21 protein-coding genes and 1 tRNA gene are annotated in these 26,219 nt (G+C 35.8%); 16 read left to right on the forward strand and 6 right to left on the reverse strand.

What is annotated here, in order from left to right; genetic code table 11:
- Positions 1-19: 19 nt before the first annotated feature.
- Positions 20-208 (reverse strand): hypothetical protein, encoded by a 189-nt coding sequence (locus N7603_RS04855; protein ID WP_262096238.1) that lies wholly within the window; start codon positions 206-208, stop codon positions 20-22.
- A gap of 70 nt (positions 209-278) precedes the next feature.
- On the opposite strand from N7603_RS04855, the gene dinB reads away from it, so the two are divergent.
- The 3 genes from dinB (at position 279) to N7603_RS04870 (ending at position 5,923) form a co-directional block, all read left to right on the forward strand.
- Positions 279-1,430 (forward strand): DNA polymerase IV, encoded by a 1,152-nt coding sequence (dinB, locus tag N7603_RS04860; RefSeq protein ID WP_262096239.1) that lies wholly within the window; start codon positions 279-281, stop codon positions 1,428-1,430.
- Between the two features lie 66 nt (positions 1,431-1,496).
- Positions 1,497-3,710, forward strand: a complete 2,214-nt coding sequence (locus tag N7603_RS04865) for an ABC transporter ATP-binding protein/permease (protein ID WP_262096240.1) — start codon at positions 1,497-1,499, stop codon at positions 3,708-3,710.
- 8 nt (positions 3,711-3,718) lie between these two features.
- Positions 3,719-5,923, forward strand: coding sequence for an ABC transporter ATP-binding protein/permease (locus tag N7603_RS04870; RefSeq protein WP_262096241.1), 2,205 nt, complete (start codon positions 3,719-3,721; stop codon positions 5,921-5,923).
- Positions 5,924-5,945: 22 nt separating this feature from the next.
- On the opposite strand, the gene ispH is transcribed toward N7603_RS04870, so the two are convergent.
- Positions 5,946-6,878 carry a 4-hydroxy-3-methylbut-2-enyl diphosphate reductase gene (gene ispH / locus N7603_RS04875; protein ID WP_262096242.1) on the reverse strand — a complete coding sequence of 311 codons (933 nt, stop codon included), beginning with the start codon at positions 6,876-6,878 and terminating at the stop codon, positions 5,946-5,948.
- 95 nt (positions 6,879-6,973) lie between these two features.
- Between ispH and N7603_RS04880 the strand changes: the two genes are divergently transcribed.
- The 5 genes from N7603_RS04880 to N7603_RS04900 all read left to right on the forward strand — a co-directional run bounded on the left by N7603_RS04880 (position 6,974) and on the right by N7603_RS04900 (position 11,721).
- Positions 6,974-8,218, forward strand: a complete 1,245-nt coding sequence (locus N7603_RS04880) for a DEAD/DEAH box helicase (protein ID WP_262096243.1) — start codon at positions 6,974-6,976, stop codon at positions 8,216-8,218.
- Positions 8,218-9,105: a deoxyribonuclease IV gene (locus tag N7603_RS04885; protein ID WP_262096244.1), complete on the forward strand. Its 888-nt coding sequence runs from the start codon at positions 8,218-8,220 to the stop codon at positions 9,103-9,105. The genes N7603_RS04880 and N7603_RS04885 overlap by 1 nt, the downstream gene beginning before the upstream one ends.
- Before the next feature lie 52 nt (positions 9,106-9,157).
- Positions 9,158-10,030, forward strand: a complete 873-nt coding sequence (locus N7603_RS04890; RefSeq protein ID WP_262096245.1) for a DegV family protein — start codon at positions 9,158-9,160, stop codon at positions 10,028-10,030.
- Positions 10,031-10,144: 114 nt separating this feature from the next.
- On the forward strand, positions 10,145-11,134 hold the full coding sequence (locus N7603_RS04895; protein ID WP_262096246.1) for a VOC family protein: 990 nt from the start codon (positions 10,145-10,147) through the stop codon (positions 11,132-11,134).
- Positions 11,134-11,721: an alpha/beta hydrolase gene (locus N7603_RS04900; RefSeq protein WP_262096247.1), complete on the forward strand. Its 588-nt coding sequence runs from the start codon at positions 11,134-11,136 to the stop codon at positions 11,719-11,721. Before N7603_RS04895 ends, N7603_RS04900 begins: the two co-directional genes overlap by 1 nt.
- A 59-nt stretch (positions 11,722-11,780) precedes the next feature.
- On the opposite strand, the gene N7603_RS04905 is transcribed toward N7603_RS04900, so the two are convergent.
- Entirely contained in the window at positions 11,781-13,010 is a 1,230-nt protein-coding gene (locus N7603_RS04905; protein WP_262096248.1) for a glucose-1-phosphate adenylyltransferase, read from the reverse strand.
- Positions 13,011-13,021: 11 nt separating this feature from the next.
- On the reverse strand, positions 13,022-14,446 hold the full coding sequence (locus tag N7603_RS04910) for a glycogen synthase (RefSeq protein ID WP_262096249.1): 1,425 nt from the start codon (positions 14,444-14,446) through the stop codon (positions 13,022-13,024).
- A gap of 162 nt (positions 14,447-14,608) precedes the next feature.
- Between N7603_RS04910 and N7603_RS04915 the strand changes: the two genes are divergently transcribed.
- From N7603_RS04915 to N7603_RS04950, 8 genes are all read left to right on the forward strand, one after another.
- Positions 14,609-15,148 carry a hypothetical protein gene (locus tag N7603_RS04915; RefSeq protein WP_262096250.1) on the forward strand — a complete coding sequence of 180 codons (540 nt, stop codon included), beginning with the start codon at positions 14,609-14,611 and terminating at the stop codon, positions 15,146-15,148.
- 48 nt (positions 15,149-15,196) lie between these two features.
- The gene (argS, locus tag N7603_RS04920) at positions 15,197-16,864 is read left to right on the forward strand and encodes an arginine--tRNA ligase (protein WP_262096251.1); all 1,668 of its coding nucleotides are present in this window, start codon (positions 15,197-15,199) and stop codon (positions 16,862-16,864) included.
- The gene (locus tag N7603_RS04925) at positions 16,864-17,895 is read left to right on the forward strand and encodes a lysylphosphatidylglycerol synthase transmembrane domain-containing protein (RefSeq protein ID WP_262096252.1); all 1,032 of its coding nucleotides are present in this window, start codon (positions 16,864-16,866) and stop codon (positions 17,893-17,895) included. The genes argS and N7603_RS04925 overlap by 1 nt, the downstream gene beginning before the upstream one ends.
- A 2-nt stretch (positions 17,896-17,897) precedes the next feature.
- The gene (gene mgs, locus N7603_RS04930) at positions 17,898-19,073 is read left to right on the forward strand and encodes an alpha-monoglucosyldiacylglycerol synthase (RefSeq protein ID WP_262096253.1); all 1,176 of its coding nucleotides are present in this window, start codon (positions 17,898-17,900) and stop codon (positions 19,071-19,073) included.
- A gap of 12 nt (positions 19,074-19,085) precedes the next feature.
- A tRNA-Leu gene (locus N7603_RS04935) sits at positions 19,086-19,170 on the forward strand.
- A 282-nt stretch (positions 19,171-19,452) separates the two neighbouring features.
- The gene (locus tag N7603_RS04940) at positions 19,453-20,592 is read left to right on the forward strand and encodes a DNA cytosine methyltransferase (protein ID WP_262096254.1); all 1,140 of its coding nucleotides are present in this window, start codon (positions 19,453-19,455) and stop codon (positions 20,590-20,592) included.
- Positions 20,583-21,659 carry a DNA cytosine methyltransferase gene (locus tag N7603_RS04945; protein ID WP_262096255.1) on the forward strand — a complete coding sequence of 359 codons (1,077 nt, stop codon included), beginning with the start codon at positions 20,583-20,585 and terminating at the stop codon, positions 21,657-21,659. The genes N7603_RS04940 and N7603_RS04945 overlap by 10 nt, the downstream gene beginning before the upstream one ends.
- A gap of 1 nt (position 21,660) precedes the next feature.
- A complete protein-coding gene (locus N7603_RS04950) occupies positions 21,661-22,767 on the forward strand; it encodes a protein NO VEIN domain-containing protein (protein WP_262096256.1) in 1,107 nt (368 codons plus the stop codon).
- Positions 22,768-22,848: 81 nt separating this feature from the next.
- On the opposite strand, the gene N7603_RS04955 is transcribed toward N7603_RS04950, so the two are convergent.
- Together N7603_RS04955 and N7603_RS04960 are read right to left on the reverse strand one after the other, a co-directional pair.
- Positions 22,849-24,054 (reverse strand): Eco57I restriction-modification methylase domain-containing protein, encoded by a 1,206-nt coding sequence (locus N7603_RS04955; RefSeq protein ID WP_262096257.1) that lies wholly within the window; start codon positions 24,052-24,054, stop codon positions 22,849-22,851.
- A 51-nt stretch (positions 24,055-24,105) separates the two neighbouring features.
- A complete protein-coding gene (locus N7603_RS04960) occupies positions 24,106-26,202 on the reverse strand; it encodes an ATP-binding protein (protein ID WP_262096258.1) in 2,097 nt (698 codons plus the stop codon).
- Between the last annotated feature and the right edge of the window lie 17 nt (positions 26,203-26,219).

Below are 26,219 nucleotides of genomic sequence, written 5' to 3' on the forward strand. Positions count from 1 at the left end.
AAAAGGCTTTCGCCTTTTCTTATGCTCTTTCTATTAACATCATAATCAATGCAATAAACGGTAAAATAATCATACCTAGAACGAGGATAATCACAATGGTCTTACCCCACCAAGTCTTAAGTGGATTTCTTAGGGTTGGGACTTCAAATGTGTTTGAATTGGTTTCTGTTTTCTTCGCTTTTGGTCTATCTATTTTCTTATCAGCCATAATTATCACCTCAACTTGATTTCATCATTATGATTATAATATAAAACCCCTTAAAAAGGAAGTGATTTTAATGAAAAGTAGCGTAAGAGTCATTTTTCACATCGATTTAAACGCCTTTTTCGCTTCAGTGGAAATGATTGAAAATCCTTCATTAAAAAATAAAGTATTCGCTGTCGGCGGAGGCTTAAGCTATAACCGTGGTGGGATTCTTACAACTGCCTCTTATAAAGCGCGCAAATACGGCATTAGAAGTGCGATGACGGTTTCTCAAGCGTTATCACTTTATCCTAAATTGATCGTCGTTCCGAACCGTCACGGTTTGTATCAACAGTATTCTCATAAATTCATTTCGTATTTGAAGACGTATACAGACCTTGTTTGGCAGGTTTCGATTGATGAAGCGTATATGGATGTGACAGATATTGAAGGGATTCACCCCTTAGCACTCGCGAAGAAAATCCAAAATGAGTTGGTTTCTTTATATAAACTACCCTCATCTATTGGTATCGCACCGACACTATTTCTTGCTAAAATGGGTTCTGATATGAAAAAACCCATGGGGATCACCGTCATTCGTAAGCGGGATGTTAAACAAAAGATATACCCATTACCCATTAAAGATATGTATGGTTTAGGGAAAAAGACCTACCCCAAGTTAGAAAAATTAGGGATTTATACAATTGAAGACTTCGTTAATCCAGATAATCAAACGAAGGTTTTAAGTGTGTTGAGTCAGACGCATTTCGAGTCCTATATGAAAGATATTCACGGGTTATCATCAAATGTCGTAGACCCTTCAAAGTATGCACTACCGAAAAGTATTTCAAATGAGATGACACTATCATTTGACACCGATATAGAACAAGTCATCAAAGATACCTTAATTGGACAGTTAAATGATGCGTATCCAAGGATGAAAAACGATAAGTTATTCACCAAAACTGTCGGTATAAGATTACGTTATTCTAACTTTGAAACCACACAAAAGGTCAAAACCCTCGCGGATTACACAGATGATTATGATACCATCTTGAATATTGTCCTAGAACTCTTAGAAACCTTTTATACAGGTAAACCGGTAAGATTAATCGGGGTCTCATTAAATAACTTAAAACTCAAAACCGAGATTCAAAAACCTTATGACTTATTTGAGTATCAGGCCAATGAAGAAAAGTTAAAAAAGGCATACACAAAACCCGAAAACGAAGATAATGAGAAATAATTTACAATTAAAGCGATTGTTATAATAAAAAAAGTATATAATAGAACTTAACGAGGTGAACATATTATGATTCGATTAGAAGGCGTATCGAAGTACTACAATACGGATGCGAATGTCGTCTTAGGGTTAAGACGTGTTAATTTAGAATTAAAGTTAGGGGAGTTTGTCGCGATTACCGGGGAATCCGGAAGCGGTAAATCCACCCTTTTAAACGTGATTTCTGGATTGGATAAATACGATGAAGGGGAACTCTTTGTCAATGGCGAAGAAACCAGTTATTTTTCAACCGAGGAATTTGAACAGTACCGTAAACAGTACATTGGATTCGTATTCCAAAACTACAACATCATCGATTCGTTTACTGTTTATCAAAACGTCATGGCGGCTTTGATGATCCAAGGCTATGACCCAAAAAAACGCCGTGCTCGCGCATTAGAACTGATTGACCGTGTGGGATTAACCTCTCACAAGAACCACCGCGCAAGCAAACTGTCTGGTGGCCAAAAACAAAGAGCTGTCATCGCGAGAGCACTCGCGAAGGATTGCCCGATTATTGTTGCGGATGAACCTACCGGTAACTTAGATAGTGAAACGGGTAAGAAGGTATTAGAACTCTTAAAAGAAGTATCCAAAGATAAATTGGTCGTCATTGTTACCCATAACTACGAACAGGTTGAACCTTTCGCAACCCGTAAGATTCGTATGTTTGACGGTGAAATTGTGGAGGATAAAGCGGTTAAAGCACCACAAATTATTGAAACACAACCGGCATTAGCCTCTAAAAACCTCAGTCCTTTAGATGTTTTAAAACTAGCACTGGTATCGTTATTCAGTATTCCTAAAAAGACATTCTTAGTGTTGGTGACCTTGATGTTCGCATTCACAGCCATCAACTCTATTTATAGCATTAAAGAATGGTTGATATCGACCAATTTAAGCGATAACTCTAATCCAATCTTCAAAAATAACTTTGAAGGTAGAGTTATTGTTGTTAAAGAAGATGCTTCACTCTTTACACAGGATGAACTCAATACATTGCTAAATAAGAATCGTGTTCAAGGCTTAATTCATCACGATATTCTACTTCAAACCGAGTTTTATGTTTATAGCGAAGGTCGAGCGCCAAGTGGCACGTTAAGGCCTTATTATGGTCAAGAAATTACCCTAGAAAAAGGTAAATTTCCAACTACTAAAAATGAAATCGTCCTTTACGAAAGCTATTGGGGTGATTCGTACCAAATTGGGGATACCGTTCAGGTTTACTATCAAATGGATGAGAAAATCTTTGATGCACCAGAATCGCTTGCAGCTTTTTTTAACATGACCGTGGTAGGGATGATTGAATCTGGATACCATGACTATGTTGGTATTGTACACCCTTCGTTCTTCAATCAAACAGAAACGAACGCCGTAATGACAAACAACACCATGGCGTCATACGCTGTCAATTTAGGCGAAATGTGGACATCAGATTTCCAACCAATCACACTTTCTGGTGGCGATACTTATTTTATTCAAAAACGAAATATCATCATCAACAACGATTTACCCGATGGTCAGGCTCAAGTGAGCAGCGATTTATATTCATCATTGATTTATCTCTATTCAGACTTAACAACCATCCAAAATCACCCTTTTACACTCATTAAACCTAAGAATGGATTTACAGTTTCTAAATCTCAAAACATTCAAATCATTGGGGAATATCCGGGCATATCCTGGGAATATACGATTTACATCAATGAAAAAACCTATAATGATCTATTCTTTGAAGGTCCATATCAAGTAACCTTACTAGCCAAGGATGGGTTCGAAGCGAGACAAATCATCAGCAGTTTAGGGTCTGAATACATCGCGGTTCACCCGTTTGATTATGAAGGTCCTTCCTATGACTTCGGGATCAGTGGCGCGATGAACTTTGTTTATGTTTTGGTTGGTGGATTCATTTATATCATCCTTAATTTGGTCATTAAGTCCATCATTCAATCCCGTAAAAAAGATTTCATCATTTTCCGTTCGATTGGTGCTTCGAAATCTGACTTGCGTAAGATGTTATCCTTTGAACAAGTCTTATACAGTACCTTTGGGTTTATACTAGGTTTCATTCCGTTAACCATCATGAACATCTACATTAAGGAGTTTAAAGTGATGCGATACCTTACCTTTGGAGTATATATTGTCATTTATCTCATATTCTTAGGTGTACTGTTAACCATCAATAATAAGTTTGCCAATAAGTTATTTGGTAAGAGTGTCATTACGACACTGAAGAGCGAGTAGGTGAGACCATGATTAAAGCACATAAATTAGATAAACACTTTAACCGTGGTAAGAAGAATGAAATCCACGTCATCAATCAAATCTCGCTCGATTTACCCGATCATGGGTTGGTCGTTTTATTTGGACCTTCTGGTTCAGGGAAAACTACCTTACTGAATGTTCTTGGTGGGTTAGATCGAGCATCCGGAACCATCGATTTTGGTGATACTCAATTGAATGGGTATTCGATGTCCGCTTGGGATCGAATCCGTAATCGACACATTGGTTATATATTCCAAAACTACATGTTATTGGAAAATATCTCCATCTTTGAAAACATTAAATTAACCCTCAATATGATTGGAATTACCGATAAAGCGGAAATCAATAAACGTATTGAATACTTACTTGAAAAAGTGGGTCTTAAGAATTATAAGAAACGTAAGGCTGGATTGTTATCGGGTGGTCAACAACAAAGGGTTGCGATTGCGAGAGCTTTAGCTAAAAATCCCGATGTCATCATCGCCGATGAACCAACCGGAAATCTAGATTCGAAAAACACAGTTGAAATCATGAACATCATTAAAACCATTTCGAAAGAAAAACTGGTTTTATTGGTAACACATGAAAGAGAACTCGCAACCTTCTATGCAGACCGTATCATTGAACTATCAGATGGTAAAGTCGTATCCGATACACAAAACGAACAAAGCGGAAGCAGTCTTGAATTGAAACATGATTCCGATATTTATTTAAAGGATTTACAATCAAAAGCCGTTGAATCCGATGGTATTAATGTGTCTGTGTATAGCGATAAACCTGTAGACCAAATTGGGATTCGTCTAGTCTTGAAAAATGGTACATTGTATCTAGATATTGACCAAAAGATTGCACAAAAGGTCAACTTACTCAATGAAAAGAGTGAAGTTAAACTCATCAATGATCACTATAAAGACATGGAACAATCGGACATGCAAGAACTCGATTCATACCAGTTTGAAAATATCATAGATGAGAGCTTAATTAAAAAAGCTCAACCGGTCATTACTTGGAAACACGCATTTAGATTGGCACTCAACAAACTTGTGAACGCCACCACTAAACGTAAGTTCTTATTTGCAGGATTCATCCTAGCAGGGTTCTTATTATTAATTGCGTTTGGGTTTATGAACCGTATGCTCATTTTAGATGACAAACTGTTTATCCAAGTTGATAAGAGTTTTGTGACTGTGTATGATATTAACAAAACGGACTTACAAACACTTGTAGCTACCGATGAAGTGACCTATTATACCGAACGTAAAGGTTATCCAGTTCAGTTCGAGTACCCTACTTTCTATCAACAAAGTAATAATAGTAACCCATTCTTATCGATTGAATATTCAAGTAATGTGAAAAACTCAGATATCCTTCATGGCCGAAATATCCAAAATGAGGGTGAGATACTTGTAGATTACCGAATCTTTGAAGGTAAATTCAATCAATTGGTGAGTGTGATTAAAGCTTATGGATACCAAAGTCCTTTAGACCTCTTGAATACGAATATCACACTTGAAGATAGAACGTATAAATTGGTGGGCTATACCTCTCGTGGTTATGAAGCAATGTACATGGAAGAAATTGATTATTATAGACAAATACTGGGTTATGTTGCAGGAATGACTGTTGAAGAGTACCGTACCCAGTGGTTAAGTGTTACAGCTTTTCCGACTACAGTTTATGTAAGTTCATCCGACCCAGTCGAAACCATTCGATTCATCAAAGATAATTTTACCAATGTAGAAGCGGAGTATGATTATCTGCAACAACGTACCAATTACCTACAACAAATGGCCTTTTTCTACAGTTTCCTTTGGGTCTTCTCCATCGTTGTGATGTCGATTACATTGATTGCGTTATTCTTTGTCCTAAGAGCGTCCCTAACCGAACGTATTTCTGAAATCTCGGTATTCAGAGCCCTTGGGGTCAGACGTATCGATATCGTGAAAACCTTTGTGGTTGAAATCTTTATGATAACGACCACCTCATTCATTGTCGGTTATTTCTTTGGATTGTATTACTTTACGAACATCAATACCAACCTATATGACAATAAATTAATCATTTTCCCAATCTATATGGTCGCTTTAGGTGGGGTGTTCATTTATGGTATTAGCCAACTGATTGGACTCATTCCAGTCCTGTCGCTTTTACGTAAAACACCAGCTCAAATCATGAGTTCGTATGATGCATAAAAAAAACCAAGTTGGACTTGGTTTAAGCTAGAATATCTAAATAAGTTAAAGAAGAGACGTGGTCCCACGTTTCTTTTTTTGTATACTCGAATTGCTTCAAATACTGGATGACTTCATTGGTGAGTTTGGTGGGTGTAGAAGCACCGGAAGTAACGGATACCGATTCAACATCCTTAAACCATTCTGGGTTGATATCGGATACCCCTTCAATACGAAAACTTGGGATGTTTCGTTCGTGGGTCGAAACAAACGCGAGTTTGTTTGAATTCGATGAAAGGCTGTCTCCCACCACGATGCATAAATCGACAACAGGTTGTTCAATCACCGCTTTTTGGCGGGTTGTGGTAGCGTCACAAATATCGTCATCAAACGTTAAATCTGGGTATTTTACTTTAAGAACATCTAAAACAACGTTGATATCGTAACGAGAAAGTGTCGTTTGATTGGTTACGAAGAGTGGTTTCTCTGGAAATTTTTGAATGAAATTCATCGCGTCGATGGCTTTACATAAAAATGTAATGTCTTTAGAAATGCCTAATACACCTTCAGGTTCAGGGTGGTTTTCATGGCCGATGTAGACGACTTCATACCCTAATTCCAAATGGGTTTTAACGGCGTCATGGACTTTCGTAACATCCTTACAGGTTGCATTCACAACCGTTAGGCCTTTTTGTTGTGCTTTTACAATAACTTGATCAGATACCCCATGTGCAGTCATAATGACCGTACCGGATTCTACGGATTCTAAGAGTTCTAAACGCGTCTTTTTTGGATCATCCAACGAGATCACACCAAAATGTGAAAACGCCTCTGTGATGCGTTTGTTATGGACAATCAACCCTAGAATATGGATGGGTCTAGGGTAGCATTCATCTTGAATTACTTTTTTGACCATTTGGAGGGCACGTACTACACCGTGGCAGTAACCCCTGGGTCTTAAATCAATTACGTTCATACAATCACCTAATCTCATTATAACAAAGTGTGATTTCAAAACCTAACATTAGGATTAATGGCTTAAATAGAGTATAATATAAACGGTGATTTTATATGTTTAAAACAAGTATACAAGAAAAGATTCAAGCATTAGGCTACAAAACATTTACACCGATTCAAGAAGCGGTGTTTAAGGCGTACGAAAAGAAAGACAACATCATCGGATTAGCCCCTACCGGCACGGGTAAAACCCATGCTTATTTGTTGCCGATTGTGAATGAACTCGACCTCCAAGATGAATCCGTTCAAGCGGTTATTTGTGTACCAACCAATGAGTTGGTCGCGCAAGTAGAAGAAATGTTAAAAAAGGTAAACATCGGGTTTACTGTTAAGGCATATAGTTCCTCAAAAGATCGAAATAGAGAACTCGAATCCTTATCGAAAAAACAACCTCAAATTGTCATTTCAACCCCAGGTCGACTTGAAGACTACGCGATTAAAGAAGGAAAACTCAAAATCCATACAACTAAAGTATTCGTTTTAGATGAAGCGGATATGATGCTCGATATGGACTTTATGAATACCCTAGACCGTGTCTTTTATGCAGTTAAAGACGCGCGTATGTTGTTATTCTCAGCAACCCTACCTAACGGGTTAAACAAATGGCTCGATGCCTATTTTGGAAAAGCCCATGTCATCGATTTAAAAGACCCATCGGTTCTTAAGATTACACACGGATTAGTCTATACCCGTAATGAAACCAGAGATACCGATTTTAAGCGTCTCGTTAAAGCGATTAACCCATTTTTATGTATGGTATTCGTCTCTAAAAAAGAACAGGTTGACCATGTCTATCAACAACTATTAGACATCGGTATTAAAGCCATTCGTATTTCTGGGGATACCCCAGCTAGAGAACGTAAAACCATTTTAGATGATATCAAACAATTAAAGTATACTTTTATTGTTTCATCCGATTTAGGTAGTAGAGGTTTAGATATTGTCGGTGTCTCTCACGTCATTCATTATGATTTGCCTTATCATTTAGAATACTATATCCACCGTTCAGGTCGTACTGGTAGAGCCAATCAAACCGGGATGTCAATCGCCTTGGTTACCAATGAGAATTCAAGAAAAATTGACAACATCTCTAAAAGAGGTATTGGTTTCCAACGCTATCAAATTGAAGGCACTACGCTAGTTCCTGTTGTTAAAAAAGTGAAGAGTAATCTATCCGAAGAAGAACTTCAAGCAATTCGTAAAGTCAAAAAACCAACGAAAGTATCCCCAAACTACAAAAAGAAAAATAAAAAACTTGTTAAAAAAGCGCGAAACGCCGCGCGATATGGAGGTAAATAATGATTAAAATTGGTTCCCATGTCGGGTTATCTGGCAGCCAAATGTATGAAGGTTCTGTTTTAGAAGCTGTATCTTATGGCGCGAACGCATTCATGGTCTATACCGGTGCGCCTCAAAATACCATTCGTAAAGCCATCAAAGACTTAAATATCGAAGGTGCAGAAAAGCAAATGCAAGTTCACGGGTTATCGTTTGATAATGTCGTAGTACACGCCCCTTATATCATCAATCTAGCCAATCCAGATCCAGAAAAACGTGCATTCGCCGTAGAGTTTTTATCCAAAGAAGTTGAAAGAACGCACGCGATGCATGTAAAACAAATAGTCTTACACCCAGGCTCTGCTGTGGGTAAAGACCGTCAAGAAGCGTTAGAGTGGATTGCTGAAGGGGTTAATAAAGTTATTGAAAATACCAAAAACCTTCCAGTTAAAATCGCTTTAGAAACCATGGCAGGTAAAGGCAACGAAATGGGTAAAACCTTCGAAGAAATTCGTGATATTATTGCACGTATCGATGACAAATCTAGAGTTTCAGTTTGTTTTGATACTTGCCATACATCCGATGCTGGCTATGATATCCAAAATGATTTTGAAGGGGTCATTAAGCACTTCGATGAAATCGTTGGTAAGTCTTATATTTCTGTATTTCACGTCAACGATTCGAAAAATCCAAGAGGGGCAGCGAAAGACCGTCACGCCAACTTAGGATTTGGAGAAATCGGATTTGATGCTTTACTTAAAGTCATCTACCATTCTGATTTCAAAGACATTCCTAAAATCTTAGAAACGCCTTATATCGATGATAAAGCACCCTATAAGTTTGAAATTGAAATGGTCAAAAACCAAGCTTTTAATCCAAACTTGGAATCTGATGTGAAAAAAAGTTGAAATATTAACTAACCGTTCGTTATAATAGTACTTATAAAAGGAGAACTACTTTATGAGAGATTTCATCATCGTTACCGATTCAGCCTCAGACTTAACCGATGCGTTTGCTAAACAACACGACTTAGAAGTATTGCCACTTAAGTTTGTCATTGATGGGGTAGAATATCCAGATTATCTAGACCACCGATCGATGGATCCAAAAGACTTTTACGACCGCGTTCGAAAAGGGATGATGCCATCTACTGCTCAAGTCAATGCTCAAGAATATATCGAAGTTTGTGAAAAACTGATTAAGGCTCAAAAAGATATCTTAATTTTAACTTTCTCATCTGCACTATCCGGGACACACAATAGTGCTCGTATCGCAGTTGAACAATTAAGAGAGTCCTATCCAACTTCTAAAATTCTTTTAGTGGATACACTCGCTGCATCCTTAGGAGAAGGTTTACTCGTAGCTACCGCAGCGAAAATGCGTAAACAAGGTTACACCATTGAACAAGTTTACGAAGAAATCGAAAAGATTAAATTGAATTTGGCACACTGGTTTACAGTATCCGATATCAATCACTTAAAACGTGGTGGTAGAATATCATCCACAGCCGCTGTGGTTGCGAACCTATTGAATATCAACCCGATTTTACATGTATCGGATGAAGGGAAACTCATTGCGAGAACCAAAGTAATTGGCCGTAAAAAGGCTTTACATGCCCTTTTCGCAAAGATGAAAGAAACCTATAATCCAACGATATCAAAAACAGTGTTCATCAGCCACGGTGACGATATCGATGCTGCAAATCATTTAAGAGATTTGATTTTATCTGAACTTGACTGTGAAGTCGAAATGATCAACTTCATTGGTCCAGTCATTGGCGCGCATTCTGGTCCAAACACCATCGCACTATTCTTTTTCGCAAATAACCGCTAAACCAAAGCCTCACCGCTTTGGTTTTTCTTTTCTTAAATAATATTTCGAATTCGAAGCATGTTATTTGAATGTATGTAATTAATTCGTATAATGAGAAGCATGGAGGGTGAAATTATGAAACCACTATTAGGATTACACCATGTGACTGCGATGACGAGCAGTGCAGAAAAGATCTATGAATTCTTTACTTATATTTTAGGCTTAAGATTGGTTAAGAAAACCGTGAACCAAGACGACATTCAAACGTACCATTTATTTTTCGCTGATGACAGAGGTAGTGCAGGTACCGATATGACGTTCTTTGATTTCCAAGGCCAACCGAAGGCAATCCGCGGTGCGAATGAAATCTCAAAGACCGCATTCAGAGTCCCTAACGATGAGGCGATCCGCTACTTTGAAAAACGTTTTAAACATTATAATGTGAACGCTGAACCAGTTAAGACCCTGTTTGGAACTTTAATTTTACTATTTAAAGATTTTGACGATCAAGAATATGTCTTGATTTCCGATGAACACGACAAAGGGGTAAAAGCCGGGATTCCGTGGCAAAATGGTCCAGTACCGAATGAATACGCGATTTACGGATTAGGACCCATCTTCTTTAGAGTGAATAACACGACATTGATGGACCACATCCTCACGGAAAGACTCACATTTACTAAAACCCAAACTGAAGGCGCATTTACCCGCTATGAAACAGGTTTAGGCGGAAATGGTGGGAGTGTCATTGTTGAATACACCCCATTACTACCACAAGCTCGCCAAGGATTTGGTGGGGTTCACCACGTGGCCTTTGGGGTAGAAGGTGAATCCGACATCCAAAATTGGATCAAACGTTTGAATCAAATGCAAATCATGCATTCTGGATTTGTCGACCGTTTCTATTTTAAATCTCTATATACACGTATGTATCCTGGTATTTTATTTGAATTCGCAACCGAAGGTCCTGGTTTCATCGATGATGAAGAACCATATGAAACTTTAGGTGAACTTTTAGCTTTACCACCGAAGTACCGAGGTATGCGAAAAGAAATTACAGGGATGGTTCGTCACATCGATACAAAACGTAGCGATAAAATCTTTAAGAAGGAGTACACCTTCTAATGAAACATATTTACAAAAAAGGGAATGACCATACCTTAATCTTATTACACGGAACCGGTGGTAATGAATATGACCTCATTCCGATTGCGGAACGTATCCAACCAGAAGCTTCGATTCTATCGATACGTGGAAACGTATTAGAACAAGGTATGCCACGATTCTTTAAACGTATTGCGATGGGTGTATTTGATATGGAGAGCCTAAAAGAAGAAACCAAGAATTTGTATGAGTTTATCGTAAAAGCTTCGAAAGACTATTATTTTGACCTTAAGAAAACAACGCTCTTAGGGTATTCTAATGGCGCGAATATCGCGATATCAATGTTATATACTTACGATAACCCAGTTCAAAAAGCATTTCTCCTTAGACCGATGGTACCCACAGATGTGATTCTATCGAAAACGCTCAGTGAAGTAGAAGTTGTGATTTTATCCGGTAAGCAAGACCCAATTGTGTCTAATGATCATCCGACTAGACTTGAAAAGCAATTTAAGGCACTCAATGCGAAAACATCGCTGTATGTATTAAATACAGGACACAATCTAACACAAGAAGACTTAAGTATTCTAGTCAAATACACAAACTGAACCGACTTGGTTCAGTTTTTTCGAAAAAAAAGCCTGTACGGGTGTACAAGCTTTTAGAGTTATCGAATAGTGGAACCAGATTTGATGAATAAACTAGGGAACTTCGCGTGACGGTAGATGCGGCAGTTTCTCGCAATCTTCGCGTTATCTGGAACATACCCATGTTTCTCAATGACGTTAATACCGGAGGATAACACATTTGGACGTTCTTCATTCGGTGTATAGTCGTCTGAGTAGCCAACGATGGCGTTTCTACCGACATAGACTTTCTTATCCAAAATGGCCTTTTCAACAATCGCGTTTTCAGAAATAATCGTATTATTTAAAATAACTGAATCTCGCACAATCGCGCCTTTTTCGACACGTACACCAGGGCTTAATACACTGTTGATAACTGTGCCATCAATAACAGAACCGTTAGAGATTAATGAGTTCACGATGTGCGCATTAGAACCTACACGAACCGGTGGCATTTCTTCAGAACGGGTATAAATCTTCCAAGCATCTGAGTATAAATCGAGTCTAGGTTCAGACATATTTAAAAGTTCAATATTGGTTTGTAAGTAAGAGTCATACGTACCGACGTCTCTCCAATAGCCATTGAATTCGAAGGCGTAAACCTTACTTTCAGCTTCTTTAATAAGGGCTGGTATGATGTGTTTACCAAAGTCTAAGTTTGGATCTTTAATGGTTTCTAAAGCACGGTATAAGACTTCTGCTGAGAAGATATAAATCCCCATAGATGCTTGGTCAGAACGTGGTTGTTTCGGTTTTTCTTCAAACCCAATAATACGTTTTTCTTCATTGGTTTCCATAATCCCAAAACGATGCGCTTCATCCATCGGGACACGTTGTGTTGCAATCGTTAAGGACGCCCCTTTTTCGATATGGAAATTAATCATCTTACGGTAGTTCATCTTATAGATATGGTCACCAGATAGAATTAAAACAAACTTAGGTTCACGACGTCTTACGAATTCGAGGTTTTTTAAAACAGAGTCTGCTGTACCCATATACCATTCGTTATGAGGTTGTAAAAGGGTGACTTGAGAGTCTCTACGGTCTAGGTCCCAAGGTTTACCGGTACCAATGTGTTCATTTAAAGAGAGTGGTAAATATTGTGTTAAAATCCCAATGTCATAAATACCAGAGTTGGCGCAGTTCGACAATGAGAAGTCAATGATTCTAAACTTACCTGCAAATGGGACAGCAGGTTTACTGCGTTTTTCAGCTAAAAGGTCGAGTCTTGAACCTTTACCGCCAGCTAAGATGAGTGCTAATGTTTCCATATTTAAGTCTCCTATTTCTTCACTATTTGTTTATATAAAGACAAGTACTGTTCGCCCATGTGCTCAAGTGAATGATCACCACGCATGGCTGCTTGGACCAATATACGCCAGTCTGTTGGGTTGTTGGTATGAAGCAAAATTGCGTCTAGTAATACTTGTTTTAATTCGTGTGCATTGTAATTAGCAAAACTGAAGCCGTTACCTTCTTTGGTGTATTTGTTATAAGGGATAACAGTGTCTTTTAACCCACCGGTTTCTCTTACGAGAGGTAGACAACCATAACGCATCGCAATCAATTGGCCTAAACCACAAGGTTCAAACTGACTTGGCATCATCAAGATATCGGCAGAAGCATAAAGCTGATGTGCTAAAGCGTTGTTAAATCCAATGAAGGTATACACACGGTTACGATACTTCGTTTGTAAGTAGCGTAAGAAGTTCTCGTATTGTATATCCCCACTACCGATGAATACAAACTTCGCTGTACTTTCTGCAATCGCCTCTTCTAAAGTCGACATCATGAGGTCAATCCCTTTTTGTTTTGCGAGTCTACCAATGTAAGCGACAAGTGCGGTATCTGTGGATAAATCGAGGTTTAGTTTTTGTAAAAGGGCAAATTTGTTTTTCTTCTTCGCTGTAACAAAGTGTTTATCATTAAATTGCTGTTCAATGTAGGTATCCGTTTCAGGATTATAGATGTCATAATCAATCCCGTTTAAGATACCACTGAAGTGATTCAATCGAGATTTTAGAGCGCCATCTAAAGTAAATCCATAATATTCAGTTTGGACTTCTTGCATATAGGTTGGTGATACGGTATTGATGTGGTTTGCGCGCATGATCGCACCTTTTAAGAAGTTTAATCGATCAAAGTGAATATAAGCATAGTTGAATGGTCTACCAATCAGTCGGTACGCATCCTTCGGGAATGACCCTTGGTATTCTAAGTTATGAATGGTTAATAAAGTTTTTATTGGATTATAAAGTGGTTTTGAACGGTATATCTCATCTAATAGATACGGAATCAATCCAGTTTGCCAGTCGTTGATGTGTAGCAAGTCAAAGGCTTGATTTACCAAATCGATATACTCAAGGACGGCGTAATCATAAAATAAAAAGCGCTTATCATCATCAAAATAACCATAATAATTCGCTCGCTTAAAAAATAATTCATTTTCTACAAATATATATCTTACACCATCGTGCATTGTTTCATAATATTTAGCTTTAAAATCTTCACCAGCAATGGTGATCATTTTTTCACCTAAATATTTGAAACTAGACATTTTTGAATAAATGCCATCATAAAGAGGAGTAATCACACTGGCATCTTCACCCAGCTTATTCATGATTTTTGGTAAGGCTGAAGCCATATCAGCTAATCCACCCGATTTCGAAAATGGATAGGCTTCGCTAGAACAGAATAAAATACGCACATTCTCACCTCATTCCTATTATAACTTAATGAAACGGGTTACACAACTAGCCTACAGCCAAAATTAAGAAAGTCCCACACAAATCCCCATATTCATAAATGAATTGATAAATAAAAAACACCATGTTATAATGTTACTAGTCATTTAAAGGAGATTCAAAATATGTCTAAAAAAGCCTATGCAAGACCACAGTATAAAGTTAAACCTGCAGTCATCATCATTGTTGCAGCAATTGTATTTTTATTTGCAGCCGTAATCGTATTACTTCAACCTACAGATCAACAAAGAATCTACAACGCATATGATGTAGGTAACTCAACTATAAAAAAAGACCATGTTTTCGAAAGCATATCTGCAAGTAAACTTGCGAAACTAATTGAAAAGGGTGATCCAATTGTTGTTTTCTTTGGAGACCCATCTTGTTCAGTTTGTGTTAGCGAAATCGGTTGGTACGATCAAGAATTCAAAGATGCTGGATTGGTTTCAGAATTATCCGTTATCTATTATGTTAAATTTGGTAGCATGACTGAAGCTAGTAAGCAAACTCTTCGTGATAAATTCGGTATGGCGTTAACTGAAACACCTGAAGTTTATTACCTCAATGAAGGTGAAATCGTTTCGAAGCGAAAAGATTTTACAACAGGAACGATGGCAGGACAAATTAAGGCATTCTTTACCTTAGTCAAAAACGATTTACAATAAAAAGCACGCCTCACGTGCTTTTTTTATCATTAGAAAGATTGGTGCATTATGATTCAAACTATTAAACAAACCGTTAAGGCGTTAGTCCTTAATCATTTTCAATTAGATAATCTCAATGTGGTTGTAGAAGAACCAAAAAGAGGCACAACGGATCTTGCGATACCGCTTTTCGCATTGGTTAAACAACTTGGTAAACCGATGCCAGTGGTATTAGAAGAGGTTAAAACTGCCTTATCACAATACGAAATGATTACAGATATCCAGTTTTTAAATGGATTCTTGAACTTATCGATTAACCGTGGCGTGTTCGCTTCAAAAGTCATTGACCGCATTACAGAAGAACAAGCGTCTTTTGGTAATCAATCGGTTGGTAAAACTGTGTGTATCGATTACTCCGCTCCGAATATTGCGAAAAGCTTCTCCATTGGTCATTTACGTTCGACAATGATTGGTAATGCTTTAAAGAATATCTATACTAAACTCGGATACCGCGTCGTTGGTATCAACCACTTAGGCGACTGGGGCACTCAATTTGGTAAGATGATTGTAGCTTATCAAAAATGGGGTAACCGTGCCGATATTGAAAAGAACCCAATTACGGAACTTCAAAAACTCTATGTTAAATTCCATGAAGAAGTCGAAAGAGACCCTTCATTAGACGACCAAGCCAGAGCCGTATTCAAAGCCCTAGAAGATGGCAATCCAGAAATGTTAGCTCTTTGGCAATATTTTAGAGAAGAATCCTTAAAAGAATTCATGTCAATGTATGAACTATTAGGTGTCAGCTTCGATTCATATGACGGAGAATCCTTTTATAACGATAAAATGGAAGCTGTCGCGAAAACCTTAGAAGAACAAGGTTTACTGGTTGAAGACGATGGTGCAATGATCGTTAAACTTGATCCGTTACCACCAGCCTTAATCAAACGTCGTGATGGAGCAACCCTCTATATTACTCGTGATTTAGCTGCGTTGTTATACCGCTTTAATCACTATCATTTTGATAAAGTATTATATGTTGTAGGTAACGAACAAAAACTTCACTTTGACCAACTTAAAGGTGTTTCTAAGTTGATGGGGTATGACCTAGATATCCATCATGTCAATTTCGGTTTAGTCATGCAAGATGGTAAGAAGATGTCTACGCGTGGCGGTCGTGTCGTTAAACTCTATGATGTCATCAAAGAAGCCATCGAAAGTGCATCGAACGCGATTGTTGAAAAAAACCCAAATCTTAAAAATCGCGATGAGGTTGCGAAGGCTATCGGTATTGGAGCTGTCATCTTCAACGATTTGAAGAATGATCGAAACTTAGATATCGAATTCAACTTAGAATCGATGTTGGCTTTTGAAGGTCAAACAGGCCCTTACCTCCAATATTCAAGTGTCCGTATTGCATCCATTTTAAAGAATCAAGTATTATCCAAAAACTATCCAGTAAATTCATACACAGAAGACTTACCATTTGAACTCATCAAGCAACTCGCCGCGTTTGAAGATGCAGTTCAAAAAGCCGCTGAAGTCAATGGTCCACATGTCATCAGCAGATATTTATTACAACTTTCACAATTATTCAATCAGTTTTATGGTCAATATAAGATCATCACGGAGGACGAAGCACTCAAACAAGCGAATCTCCACTTAATTCAAGCCGTCAGAATTGTTTTAAATGAAGGCATGAGATTGCTCGGTATGATTGCACTCGATGAAATGTAATGGAACAACCAAAGAAAACCAATATAGCTAAAAATCTATTATTTGTAGTCATAATGCTAGCAGTGGTCCTCATTGTTGTTTTTAGTTTGAATGATATCAGTTTAATTCTAGAGGCGGTTAAAACGGCCAATGGGCGATTGATATTATTAGCTGTTGTTGTCTATTTAGGATACGTCATCACGACTAATCTCGCGCTCCACTTTGTGACGACAGGTCTTGGTATTAAACTGCCATTTCTAGATTCGATGGCCATTGGGTCAGCAGAATACTTCTTTAATGGGATTACCCCGTTTTCATCTGGTGGGCAACCGTTTCAGGCTTATTTCTATGTGAAAAAAGGGGTGAGCGGTGATAATGCGATGTCCATCTTGATGTCGAATTTCATCGTTTATCAAGTCATTATGACAGTGATGTCAACCTTAGGACTTATCCTATTTTATCGGGATATTAAGGATGTTCTAAATCAGTACATGTTCTTAATCCTTATTGGATATGTCGCGAACATGTCGGTATTGGCTATACTCATATCCATATCTACTATTCCAGGTATATCAAGGATTTTTGAATGGTTATTCAGAACCGTTGGTAAAATCAAATTTTTGACTAAGTCGATGCAAAAACTTGAAAATAGAACTTTTGATTTTGTCAAAGAGTTTCAAATTGGCATGGGTTTATTGTTCAAGCGTAAACGTGTCTTGATTGGGGCTTCATTACTTCGAGTTCTGGGTTTATCTTTACTACACTCTGTACCCTATGTTATTTTCTTAGCATTAGGTGTATCATTAGATATGAGTGACTTAATCTTTGTCATATCGATGAGTTTATTTTCAACAACATTTATGATGTGGGTACCTACACCGGGGGCTTCTGGTGGGACAGAATGGGCCTTTACGGTGATTTTTACCAGTTTAGTTAGTGGAGCGACTACAATCCTAGTCACCTCCATGTTGATTTGGCGTTTTGTTACCTATTATTTAGGCATGTTGATTGGTTTTATCGCGTACATTGTTTTACGCAAAAGGGGAATTTAATCATGAGGATTGGGATATTTACCGATGCTTATTTACCACTCATCAGTGGTGTTACAACTTCAATTTATATGTTAGCTGAAGGCCTTCGTAAAGAAGGTCATGAAGTTTATATCATTACGACTTCTGGCAAAAATGTGGTAGAAGAACCGTATGTGATTCGTTTAAAAGGTATGCCAATACCTAAAAAAGGTTTAAAGACGTTTAGAATTGTGCCTTTCACCAAAGGTCATATTAAAAAGATTGCTGCGTTAAACCTTGATGTTATGCACGTCCATACAGAGTTCTCAATCGGGTCAGTTGCAGTCCACATGCGTGACAAATACGGTATTCCAATGGTATTTACTGTCCACACCATGTATGAAGAATACCTTCACTATGTTTCTAAATTCTTAGCTAGATTCTTAAGAAGACCATTGATGCACTATTTGAAAAAGCTCATGAAACGATTCATTTTAAGAGCGGATGTGACCATTACACCGACACAAAAAGTATTGGATTTAATGAAGAGCTATGACATCCATGGACATTATGAGATTATTCCAACCGGTATTAAGCTCGATAAGTTCGTGGGTGAAAATTATACACAAGAACAAGTTTCTACCTTGAAACAATCCCTTGGTATTCAACCAGATGAATTCGTTTATTTATTCTTAGGACGTGTATCTAAAGAAAAGTCCATACCAGTCTTAATCAATGCTTTCGCAGAAATCCATAAGGATGTTAAAGCGAAGTTCTTGATCATTGGGGATGGTCCAGCCATGAATGAACTCAAAGATTTGGTTGAAACACTTGGTATCAAAGACAAAGTCATTTTCACAGGCTTTATCAACTGGAATCAAGTTGGACTATACTATCAATTAGGGGATGCATTCTTAAACGCATCCGTCACAGAAACTCAAGGCTTAACTTATATTGAAGCTTTAGCTGCTAGCTTACCTGTTATTGTGAAATACGATAGTTGCTTATTAGATGTGATACAAGAATTTGATAACGGCTTATTCTTTAGACAAAACAATGAATTGCCTTATTTGATGAAACGCATTTATGAGGACCCTGAACTCAGAAATAAACTTACTAAAAATGCGTATAAATCTATTGAAAAATATTCTCAAGAATGTTATTCTAGTAATGCACTCAAAGCTTATCAAAAAGCAATTGAGATTAAAAAAGCTGAATAAGCTTTTTATAATGCCCGAGTGGTGAAATTGGTAGACGCGCTGGACTCAAAATCCAGTGGGGAGACTCATGCCGGTTCGAGTCCGGCCTCGGGCACCAACACGTATATAACGGCTCTGTTGAGCCGTTTTATTTTTTTAGAAATGTCAAATTACACATAAATTACACATTTTCATGAACATACTTCGTAAACCTCTTTTAAAAAAAGGGTGTGAATTGATCATTTCATTATGCAAGTTTCATATTAAAAATGGTATCATTATACATGTAAAAGATAGTATATGATTATTGGTAGTATTCTTATTTCGCAACTAATTATCACATAAGATATTAATGAGTCCTATATATTACTAGTATTATTTATGAAGGAGTATACTTTTTATGCAAGGTATCAATAAAAGAAAAACGTTCATAGACTTATTTGCTGGATGTGGTGGATTAGGTCTTGGCTTTGAAAATGCTGGTTTTGAACTTGTATTTGCAAATGATATTGATTCAGTAAGTTTGGAAACCTATAAAAGAAATCGATCCATATCCAATGATAAATTTTATTGTGGTGATATAAATGATTTGATTGAGCGATTTACTCATAATTTTAACTTTGGACAAGTGGATTTAGTAGTCGGGGGTCCTCCATGTCAAGGGTTTTCCAATGCCAATAGACAAAGACTTATTGACGATCCACGAAACCATTTATACAAATCATTTATAATGTTCATAAAGAATGTCTCCCCTAAAATATTCGTTATGGAAAACGTCAAAGGAATGGCAAATAAAATAGATGAAATTCAAAACGATTTTGATGTTTTACTTAATGGCGAATATCAAACAGCATTTAATGTGTTTAAAACTTCTGATTTTGGAGTACCGCAATTGAGAGAAAGACTTATTTTAATTGGAGCGAAAAAGGGAATCGATCCAAGTAGAATAATTGCAGAAATATTAAATAAATCTCATAATTACCCGAAATTTACTCTTAGAGATGCGATTGAGGATTTACCAGTTTTAATGCCTAATAAAATTAAAAATAATAGTAGTATTGAAAATAGTAATATAGGTTTTTTTGAGACTCAATACTTATATAAAAACACACCATATAGAGATTTTATTAATCAAGGTCGAAGTGTTAATGCTCTTTTTAATCATAGAAATCGGTTCAATAACGATCGAGATATTGAGATTTATCGTAGATTACCACAAGGGGCAGATTCTTTACATGAATCTATCAAAGATATAATGCCCTATTCAAGTAGAAATCATATATTTAAGGATAAGTACTATAAACTAAAATATGACGATTTTTGCAGAACAATAACTTCTCACATGAAGTTTGACTGTAATATGTATATTCATCCAACACAAAGTAGAGGACTTTCACCTAGAGAAGCTGCAAGAGTTCAAACATTTCCGGACGATTATGTATTCTACGGTCCATATAATAGTTGGTATAAGCAAATTGGTAATGCAGTACCGGTTAAATTTGCAGAGGCAATTGGAAAGGTTGTGTCAGAATGGCTATAAAGCATCTTGAGTTGTTTGCAGGAATTGGTGGGTTTAGACAAGCATTCGAACTGTTTAGTCGAGATTTTAATATTCCAGTTTTATCTGTTGGATATTCTGAAATTGAACCAAATGCAGTAAAAACATATAAATCTAATTTTGACACAAGTGATGAAATTGAAATTGGTGACATAGTTCGATTCGTAGATGAAAACGATTTATCAAGGAAACTTCCTAATTTTGATATTTTAACTGGTGGATTCCCATGTCAATCATTTAGCATGATGGGAAAGCAAAAAGGTTTTGATGACCTTAGAGGTAATGTATTCTTTAAGATTGGACCAATAATAACAGAAAAAAAACCGAAAATCGTTTTATTGGAGAACGTCCGTAATATAAAAAGCCACAACAAAGGTGAAACATTCCAAACAGTAATCAACTACATTAAACAGTGTGGATATCCATATATTTATCATGATGTATTTAATACTTCCAATTTTGGACTTGCACAAAAAAGAAATAGAATTTTTATCTTAGCCTTAAGAGAGAATCCAGGTGAATCTTTTAAGTTTAATGAAGAAGTTGTGAAAAGAGCATTCCTTGAATTAAAAAAGAACATATCAATAGAATTTCAAACATCGACACTTGATGTACTTGAGATTAATGTTAATTCGAAATATTTTCTATCAGAAACCATCAAACCTACAATTTTAGCTCATGGTTCAAAGAACTTTAAATCGAATTCTACAATTAACTCATTAATTGCAAAGCCATTAACAGCAACAATGGTAAAAATGCACAGGGCGTGTCAAGATAATTACTTTAGTCAAGATTTTATTGTTTCTAGAAATCTCGAAATGGCCTCAATCACAAACACTCCCGAGAATAATTTGGTTAAAGAAAAAATCAGAAAATTAACACCAAAAGAAGCGTTTATGCTTCAAGGGTTTAGTGAAGATTTTTTTAATAAAGCATCATTAACTGGTATAAGTGATGCCCAACTCTATAAACAAGCAGGAAATGCAGTCAGTGTTAATACAGTATATGCTATTTTAAATTATCTAATTAATGCAAAGGGGTTAATCTAGTATGTCATTTTTTAGTCTTCATAATGAAAAACGTATAGGATATAAAGTTCTTTCTAAAGCCGATCTTGGGATGACAAGTGGTGGGACTAGCCACCAAACTCACATAGGATTATTTGGTGATGTCTTGACATTTTTACCTAATAATTATGAAGCGGATGATTCACTAGTAATTTATAATAAGAAAGCAACTAATTTAAACATTTCATTTGACAGAATCATGAATCCAGATGGAACCTTTCGTAGTCCTAAAATTAGAAGTGGTGGTATAGGTACTATAAGTGTTTTAGCATTTATAAGATCACAAGCACAATCTCTACCTGATAGCATTAATTGGTACCTAATATGGTTTGGTTTACAAAGTGAGCAAACAGTATTCTTTCTTCTCAATGATCAATCAGTTGAGTATGATGAAGTTAAAAGATTAGGTGTTCCTCTAGGTTCCGTTCGGTCTGGCCGATTAGTCAGTAGTGATTTAGGCTTTGCGAAATTAGTTACATATTTGGAATCGATAGTAGATGCAAGTGAAGACACGACGTTGCGAGAATTAGAAGTTCAAGCACAAATGGGATTTTCAACTCTAGATAATCTTAGATTCAGAAAATTTGATATTGATAAGGCCACTGAACTAAATAGAAGAGCAGGTTATTTCGGTGAATCACTTGTGGATAGATATCTCAACTATCAAAAAATGCGAAATCAAATTGTTGAATACACTTGGTATAACAGAGATAAAGAATCATATAAGCCATTTGATTTTTGCATTGAAGAACTTGATGGAAACATCATTTATTTGGATGTGAAAACAACCAGATATGAGCATGATCAACCAATGTTATTTACTGCTAATGAAATCAAATTTGTAAAAAATAATGATAATAACTATCACATATATCGTGTTTCAGAAGTAGATATTGATGGAGTAATATCAAATGCTAAACTGAGAATCTGTAAGAACAGTAAGGAGTTTTTGTTAATAATTAATCACAAAGATCGTGAATTTGAAGCATCTTTAAATGGATTAGCTGCAGTTAGAGACATTACTCTAAGCATTCAACCTTCTAACCCTTACATTACTTTTTTAGCACCAGTTACATTGAATAATAGTTAATTACATTTTTAGCCATTAATTTAAGAATGAATAACCTACTTTGAATTAGAAAAAAAGCAAAGAAAACTGTCTTTGCTTTTTTTATTTACTAAAAACTATAAGATACTCTTTTGTCATCGAGCTAACTGATGTGTTATCTATTTTTGAAGTCTTCGCAGGTATTCTTTTATTTGGTATTGCTCGATACTCGTTTTCGATTAGGCTGTAACCTTTTTCGACTAAATATTTAACAGTAATGTCTGTTAGATTGATGTTAATCTTATCAACGGTTCTATTTCCTAGAGTTAGTGAAATATACTTTTTAGATAACCTGGATATGTCATCCAAAAACGAGAAGTAGTCTTTCATAAAAGAAATAACTTTGCTTCTTTTTCGTTCTGATATGCTATCTAAATAATGAGACATAAGTAACATTTGATTATCATTAAGGGGACTTACTTTACTTTTTCCACCCATACTTATTCTGTCAATGGATGAATAACTGTCGAGCTCAACATTTTCAAGTTCTAGATCATTTGATGATATCCACCTTAAGGCTAAGTTTGAAAACTGTCCATAGGGCACAGTTGTCTTATTATCACCATAAGGAGGAGAAGTTATTATCATATCGAAGGAATCATTGTCAAATTCTTTCATCAGTTTTAGTGAATCAGCCTTATAAAGATAAATTGGATTGTCAATTTTGGTGATATAGAAATTTAGGTCAGATGTTATTTTCTCACAATAAGCAGCAATTGCATTATTTGTCATTCTATCGATTTGTTCTTGAGGTTTTAAATGTAACTTGTAGGTGGATGATCTTGAATTACTGTATTTACGTACAATATCAATGAACATAGTCCACAAGTAAATTCGATTTCTCAAACTGTCGACTAATGTTATAACATATCGGATTTTTGATAGACTGTGTATAATATCTTGTCTGTACCATTTGTCAATTTTGTCAAAACTATGTATAGGATACTTAATTTCTGAATTGAGCATTAAAACAACAAAATCTACATCCTGATTAATATTTTCATCAACACCTAGTAATTTTGCTTTGCTTATTAAGTTCGCCAAGGGATTAATATCAGAACCATATATTTCTAACAAGGGGCTGATTTTAGTTGCTTCATATAAAGATACTGACGACCCGTGAAAGGGGTCATAAATGCTTAATGGCTGTGTTTTATCAATATATTTGTCAAGTACATCAAATTGCATTGGAGCAATCATTGGAGCCGGATATAAGACAGTTCCATGAATATCATTTTTCTTTTTATAATCTAGATAAGATATGTCCACAGTATCACCTCAAAACCATTTTACTATTTTTTAAGAAAAGAGTCCAGGAACTTATGAAATCGAGGCATCTTTGATAATTTCATTGCACAAAACTACAAAATAACCAGCCTTTTTACCCATTAATAATAAATTCTCAGTAGTCAAATGCAACATTGATGTATGTGCTCCAAGATTACACTTCCCCATGATTATTTCATATTCACTTGCATCTAGCAATGCTTTTACACCTCTTGGTGATTCTCCAAGAGCTTTAGCAAAGTTATCCAATATAGATTTTTGTTTTTTAGAATAACTAACAACTGCAGCAACATTAACAGTTACATTATTACCGTCATCGATTGATGTCCTTATAATAGATGAAAGCTTGTTATTTTTAATCAATTCTAAAATACACAATTCAAAAACAGATCTTATTGATGTAGCTAATACATAAAACGCTCTCGGTCCTGTTCTATATAGAGAATTAATTTCTGTTACTAATGATGCAAGATTTGTACTAACTAAAATGGTGTAACTTTTTACGACACCATAGTCGATTAAATCCAATGGCTTTATCGGAATATTTACTTTGGTATCTTCCTTTTCAATGGTTATTGTTTGTGAAAAAATAAAATCACCAGTATTTGGATCGTCATATGTGATTTCGATAGCAACATTACAAGGAGTGTCATAAGATTTCAAAATGTTAGTGTCTTTACCATCAATTTTAATTTTAATTGAATCAATAATGTTTTGGTTCAAACTATTCTTTATTGATTGGATTTTCTTTTTTATATCAAGTTGTGGCTTTTTTGTATACCAAATAGACGGAATATCGTGGATGATCTCAACATTGTTGTATGAAATACTTTTTTGAACAGTTGTATATGTTTTTAGAATGTTCAAAAAGTCAAAGATGACAATATTATCTTTTATTTTGATTGAAACATTGTCTTTAAAGTAAAAATCAGATTTAATAGCTTTATATGCGGACTCTTCACTTAGAACAAAATCTTCTCCAAGAAGTATATTTTCATCAACATAGTCTAAATCTTTAAGATAGGGTTTCATTTTAGAGCCTTCTATTTGAATCATTTTGTTTAATTCTGATAAATTATACAAAATCGATTTAGTAAGCACGTTTTCAACGAAATCAGTTCTTTCAGCATTAAAATCCATTTTTGGATTTGATGAAATTATGTTAATTGATCCAATCATTTGCGGCAAAACAGACGAATTTGATTGATATCTCAATATTTCAGTATTCCATAAGCTGTAATTTGCGAAGAAGTTGTTATTAGTAAATACTAGAGGTGTTATAGAGTTTTTTATTGGTGATTGATATAATGATGGTACCTTTTTGCTATTACCACTGACAAATTCATATATTGCAAGGTCGATATCTAAAAGATATTCATTGTATACATTAGGATATTCAATTGAACTCAATAATCTATCCTTACAGTAAAAATGAATTCTTTTATCTGCTGTCTTATATTTAACTCTATATAACAAACGTTCTGGTAAGATATTTTCTAATGCAACCTTATTTTCAGACGAATAGGATTTTTCATCAATATTCAGCTGGACAATAAAACTATCATCTAAAAATGAATGTATAATCTTTTGAAGAATTTTATCATCAGAGTAATAATTAATCAAACTTGATATGATTTCAGGTGAAGACTGAATAAATATTTCCGTATATGAAGGTTCAATTTGTTCGATACTTCCATAATTGATATCGTAATCTGTTAAATTATCAATCTTAACAGCTTCACTATAGTCGAACTCGAATTTGGATTTTATATTATTGTGCACTGTAATCCATTTAACAAAGGATCCTAGTTTAAATACAGATAAAAAACCTAAACCTTTTGAGCCTTGTGTAGGTCTTCCACATTCACTTATGGATCCATAGACTTTTGTGCTTTGTGATAAATGAAATAGCCCCTCTATTGTGGTATAACTCATACCAGTTCCATCATCTTTGATGACAATTGTTGAATTCTTAGAATTGATTGTTACAGTAACTTTGTTAGCGCAAGCATCATAGGCATTCTTTAGTAGTTCATTTAGTGCGATTGAGTACGAAGGCAATTTTTCGGACAACTCTTTTAGAAGATGCCCGTGCACTTTAACTTTGATTTTATGTGTTTCTTCTAGCATACAAATGTCACTTCCAA

The organism is Paracholeplasma vituli (assembly GCF_025446935.1).
GTDB classification, from domain to species: Bacteria; Bacillota_I; Bacilli_A; order Acholeplasmatales; family UBA5453; genus Paracholeplasma; species Paracholeplasma vituli.

What these genes read in the sequence shown, in the direction of transcription:
- N7603_RS04895 (WP_262096246.1), top strand. Translation starts at nt 10,145, where the DNA reads ATGAAACCACTATTAGGATTACACCATGTGACTGCGATGACGAGCAGT.
- ispH (WP_262096242.1), bottom strand. Translation starts at nt 6,878, where the DNA reads ATGAACGTAATTGATTTAAGACCCAGGGGTTACTGCCACGGTGTAGTA.
- N7603_RS04905 (WP_262096248.1), bottom strand. Translation starts at nt 13,010, where the DNA reads ATGGAAACATTAGCACTCATCTTAGCTGGCGGTAAAGGTTCAAGACTC.
- N7603_RS04880 (WP_262096243.1), top strand. Translation starts at nt 6,974, where the DNA reads ATGTTTAAAACAAGTATACAAGAAAAGATTCAAGCATTAGGCTACAAA.
- N7603_RS04945 (WP_262096255.1), top strand. Translation starts at nt 20,583, where the DNA reads ATGGCTATAAAGCATCTTGAGTTGTTTGCAGGAATTGGTGGGTTTAGA.
- N7603_RS04925 (WP_262096252.1), top strand. Translation starts at nt 16,864, where the DNA reads ATGGAACAACCAAAGAAAACCAATATAGCTAAAAATCTATTATTTGTA.
- N7603_RS04865 (WP_262096240.1), top strand. Translation starts at nt 1,497, where the DNA reads ATGATTCGATTAGAAGGCGTATCGAAGTACTACAATACGGATGCGAAT.
- N7603_RS04855 (WP_262096238.1), bottom strand. Translation starts at nt 208, where the DNA reads ATGGCTGATAAGAAAATAGATAGACCAAAAGCGAAGAAAACAGAAACC.
- N7603_RS04940 (WP_262096254.1), top strand. Translation starts at nt 19,453, where the DNA reads ATGCAAGGTATCAATAAAAGAAAAACGTTCATAGACTTATTTGCTGGA.
- N7603_RS04890 (WP_262096245.1), top strand. Translation starts at nt 9,158, where the DNA reads ATGAGAGATTTCATCATCGTTACCGATTCAGCCTCAGACTTAACCGAT.
- N7603_RS04950 (WP_262096256.1), top strand. Translation starts at nt 21,661, where the DNA reads ATGTCATTTTTTAGTCTTCATAATGAAAAACGTATAGGATATAAAGTT.
- argS (WP_262096251.1), top strand. Translation starts at nt 15,197, where the DNA reads ATGATTCAAACTATTAAACAAACCGTTAAGGCGTTAGTCCTTAATCAT.
- N7603_RS04900 (WP_262096247.1), top strand. Translation starts at nt 11,134, where the DNA reads ATGAAACATATTTACAAAAAAGGGAATGACCATACCTTAATCTTATTA.
- N7603_RS04885 (WP_262096244.1), top strand. Translation starts at nt 8,218, where the DNA reads ATGATTAAAATTGGTTCCCATGTCGGGTTATCTGGCAGCCAAATGTAT.
- N7603_RS04870 (WP_262096241.1), top strand. Translation starts at nt 3,719, where the DNA reads ATGATTAAAGCACATAAATTAGATAAACACTTTAACCGTGGTAAGAAG.
- dinB (WP_262096239.1), top strand. Translation starts at nt 279, where the DNA reads ATGAAAAGTAGCGTAAGAGTCATTTTTCACATCGATTTAAACGCCTTT.
- N7603_RS04960 (WP_262096258.1), bottom strand. Translation starts at nt 26,202, where the DNA reads ATGCTAGAAGAAACACATAAAATCAAAGTTAAAGTGCACGGGCATCTT.
- mgs (WP_262096253.1), top strand. Translation starts at nt 17,898, where the DNA reads ATGAGGATTGGGATATTTACCGATGCTTATTTACCACTCATCAGTGGT.
- N7603_RS04915 (WP_262096250.1), top strand. Translation starts at nt 14,609, where the DNA reads ATGTCTAAAAAAGCCTATGCAAGACCACAGTATAAAGTTAAACCTGCA.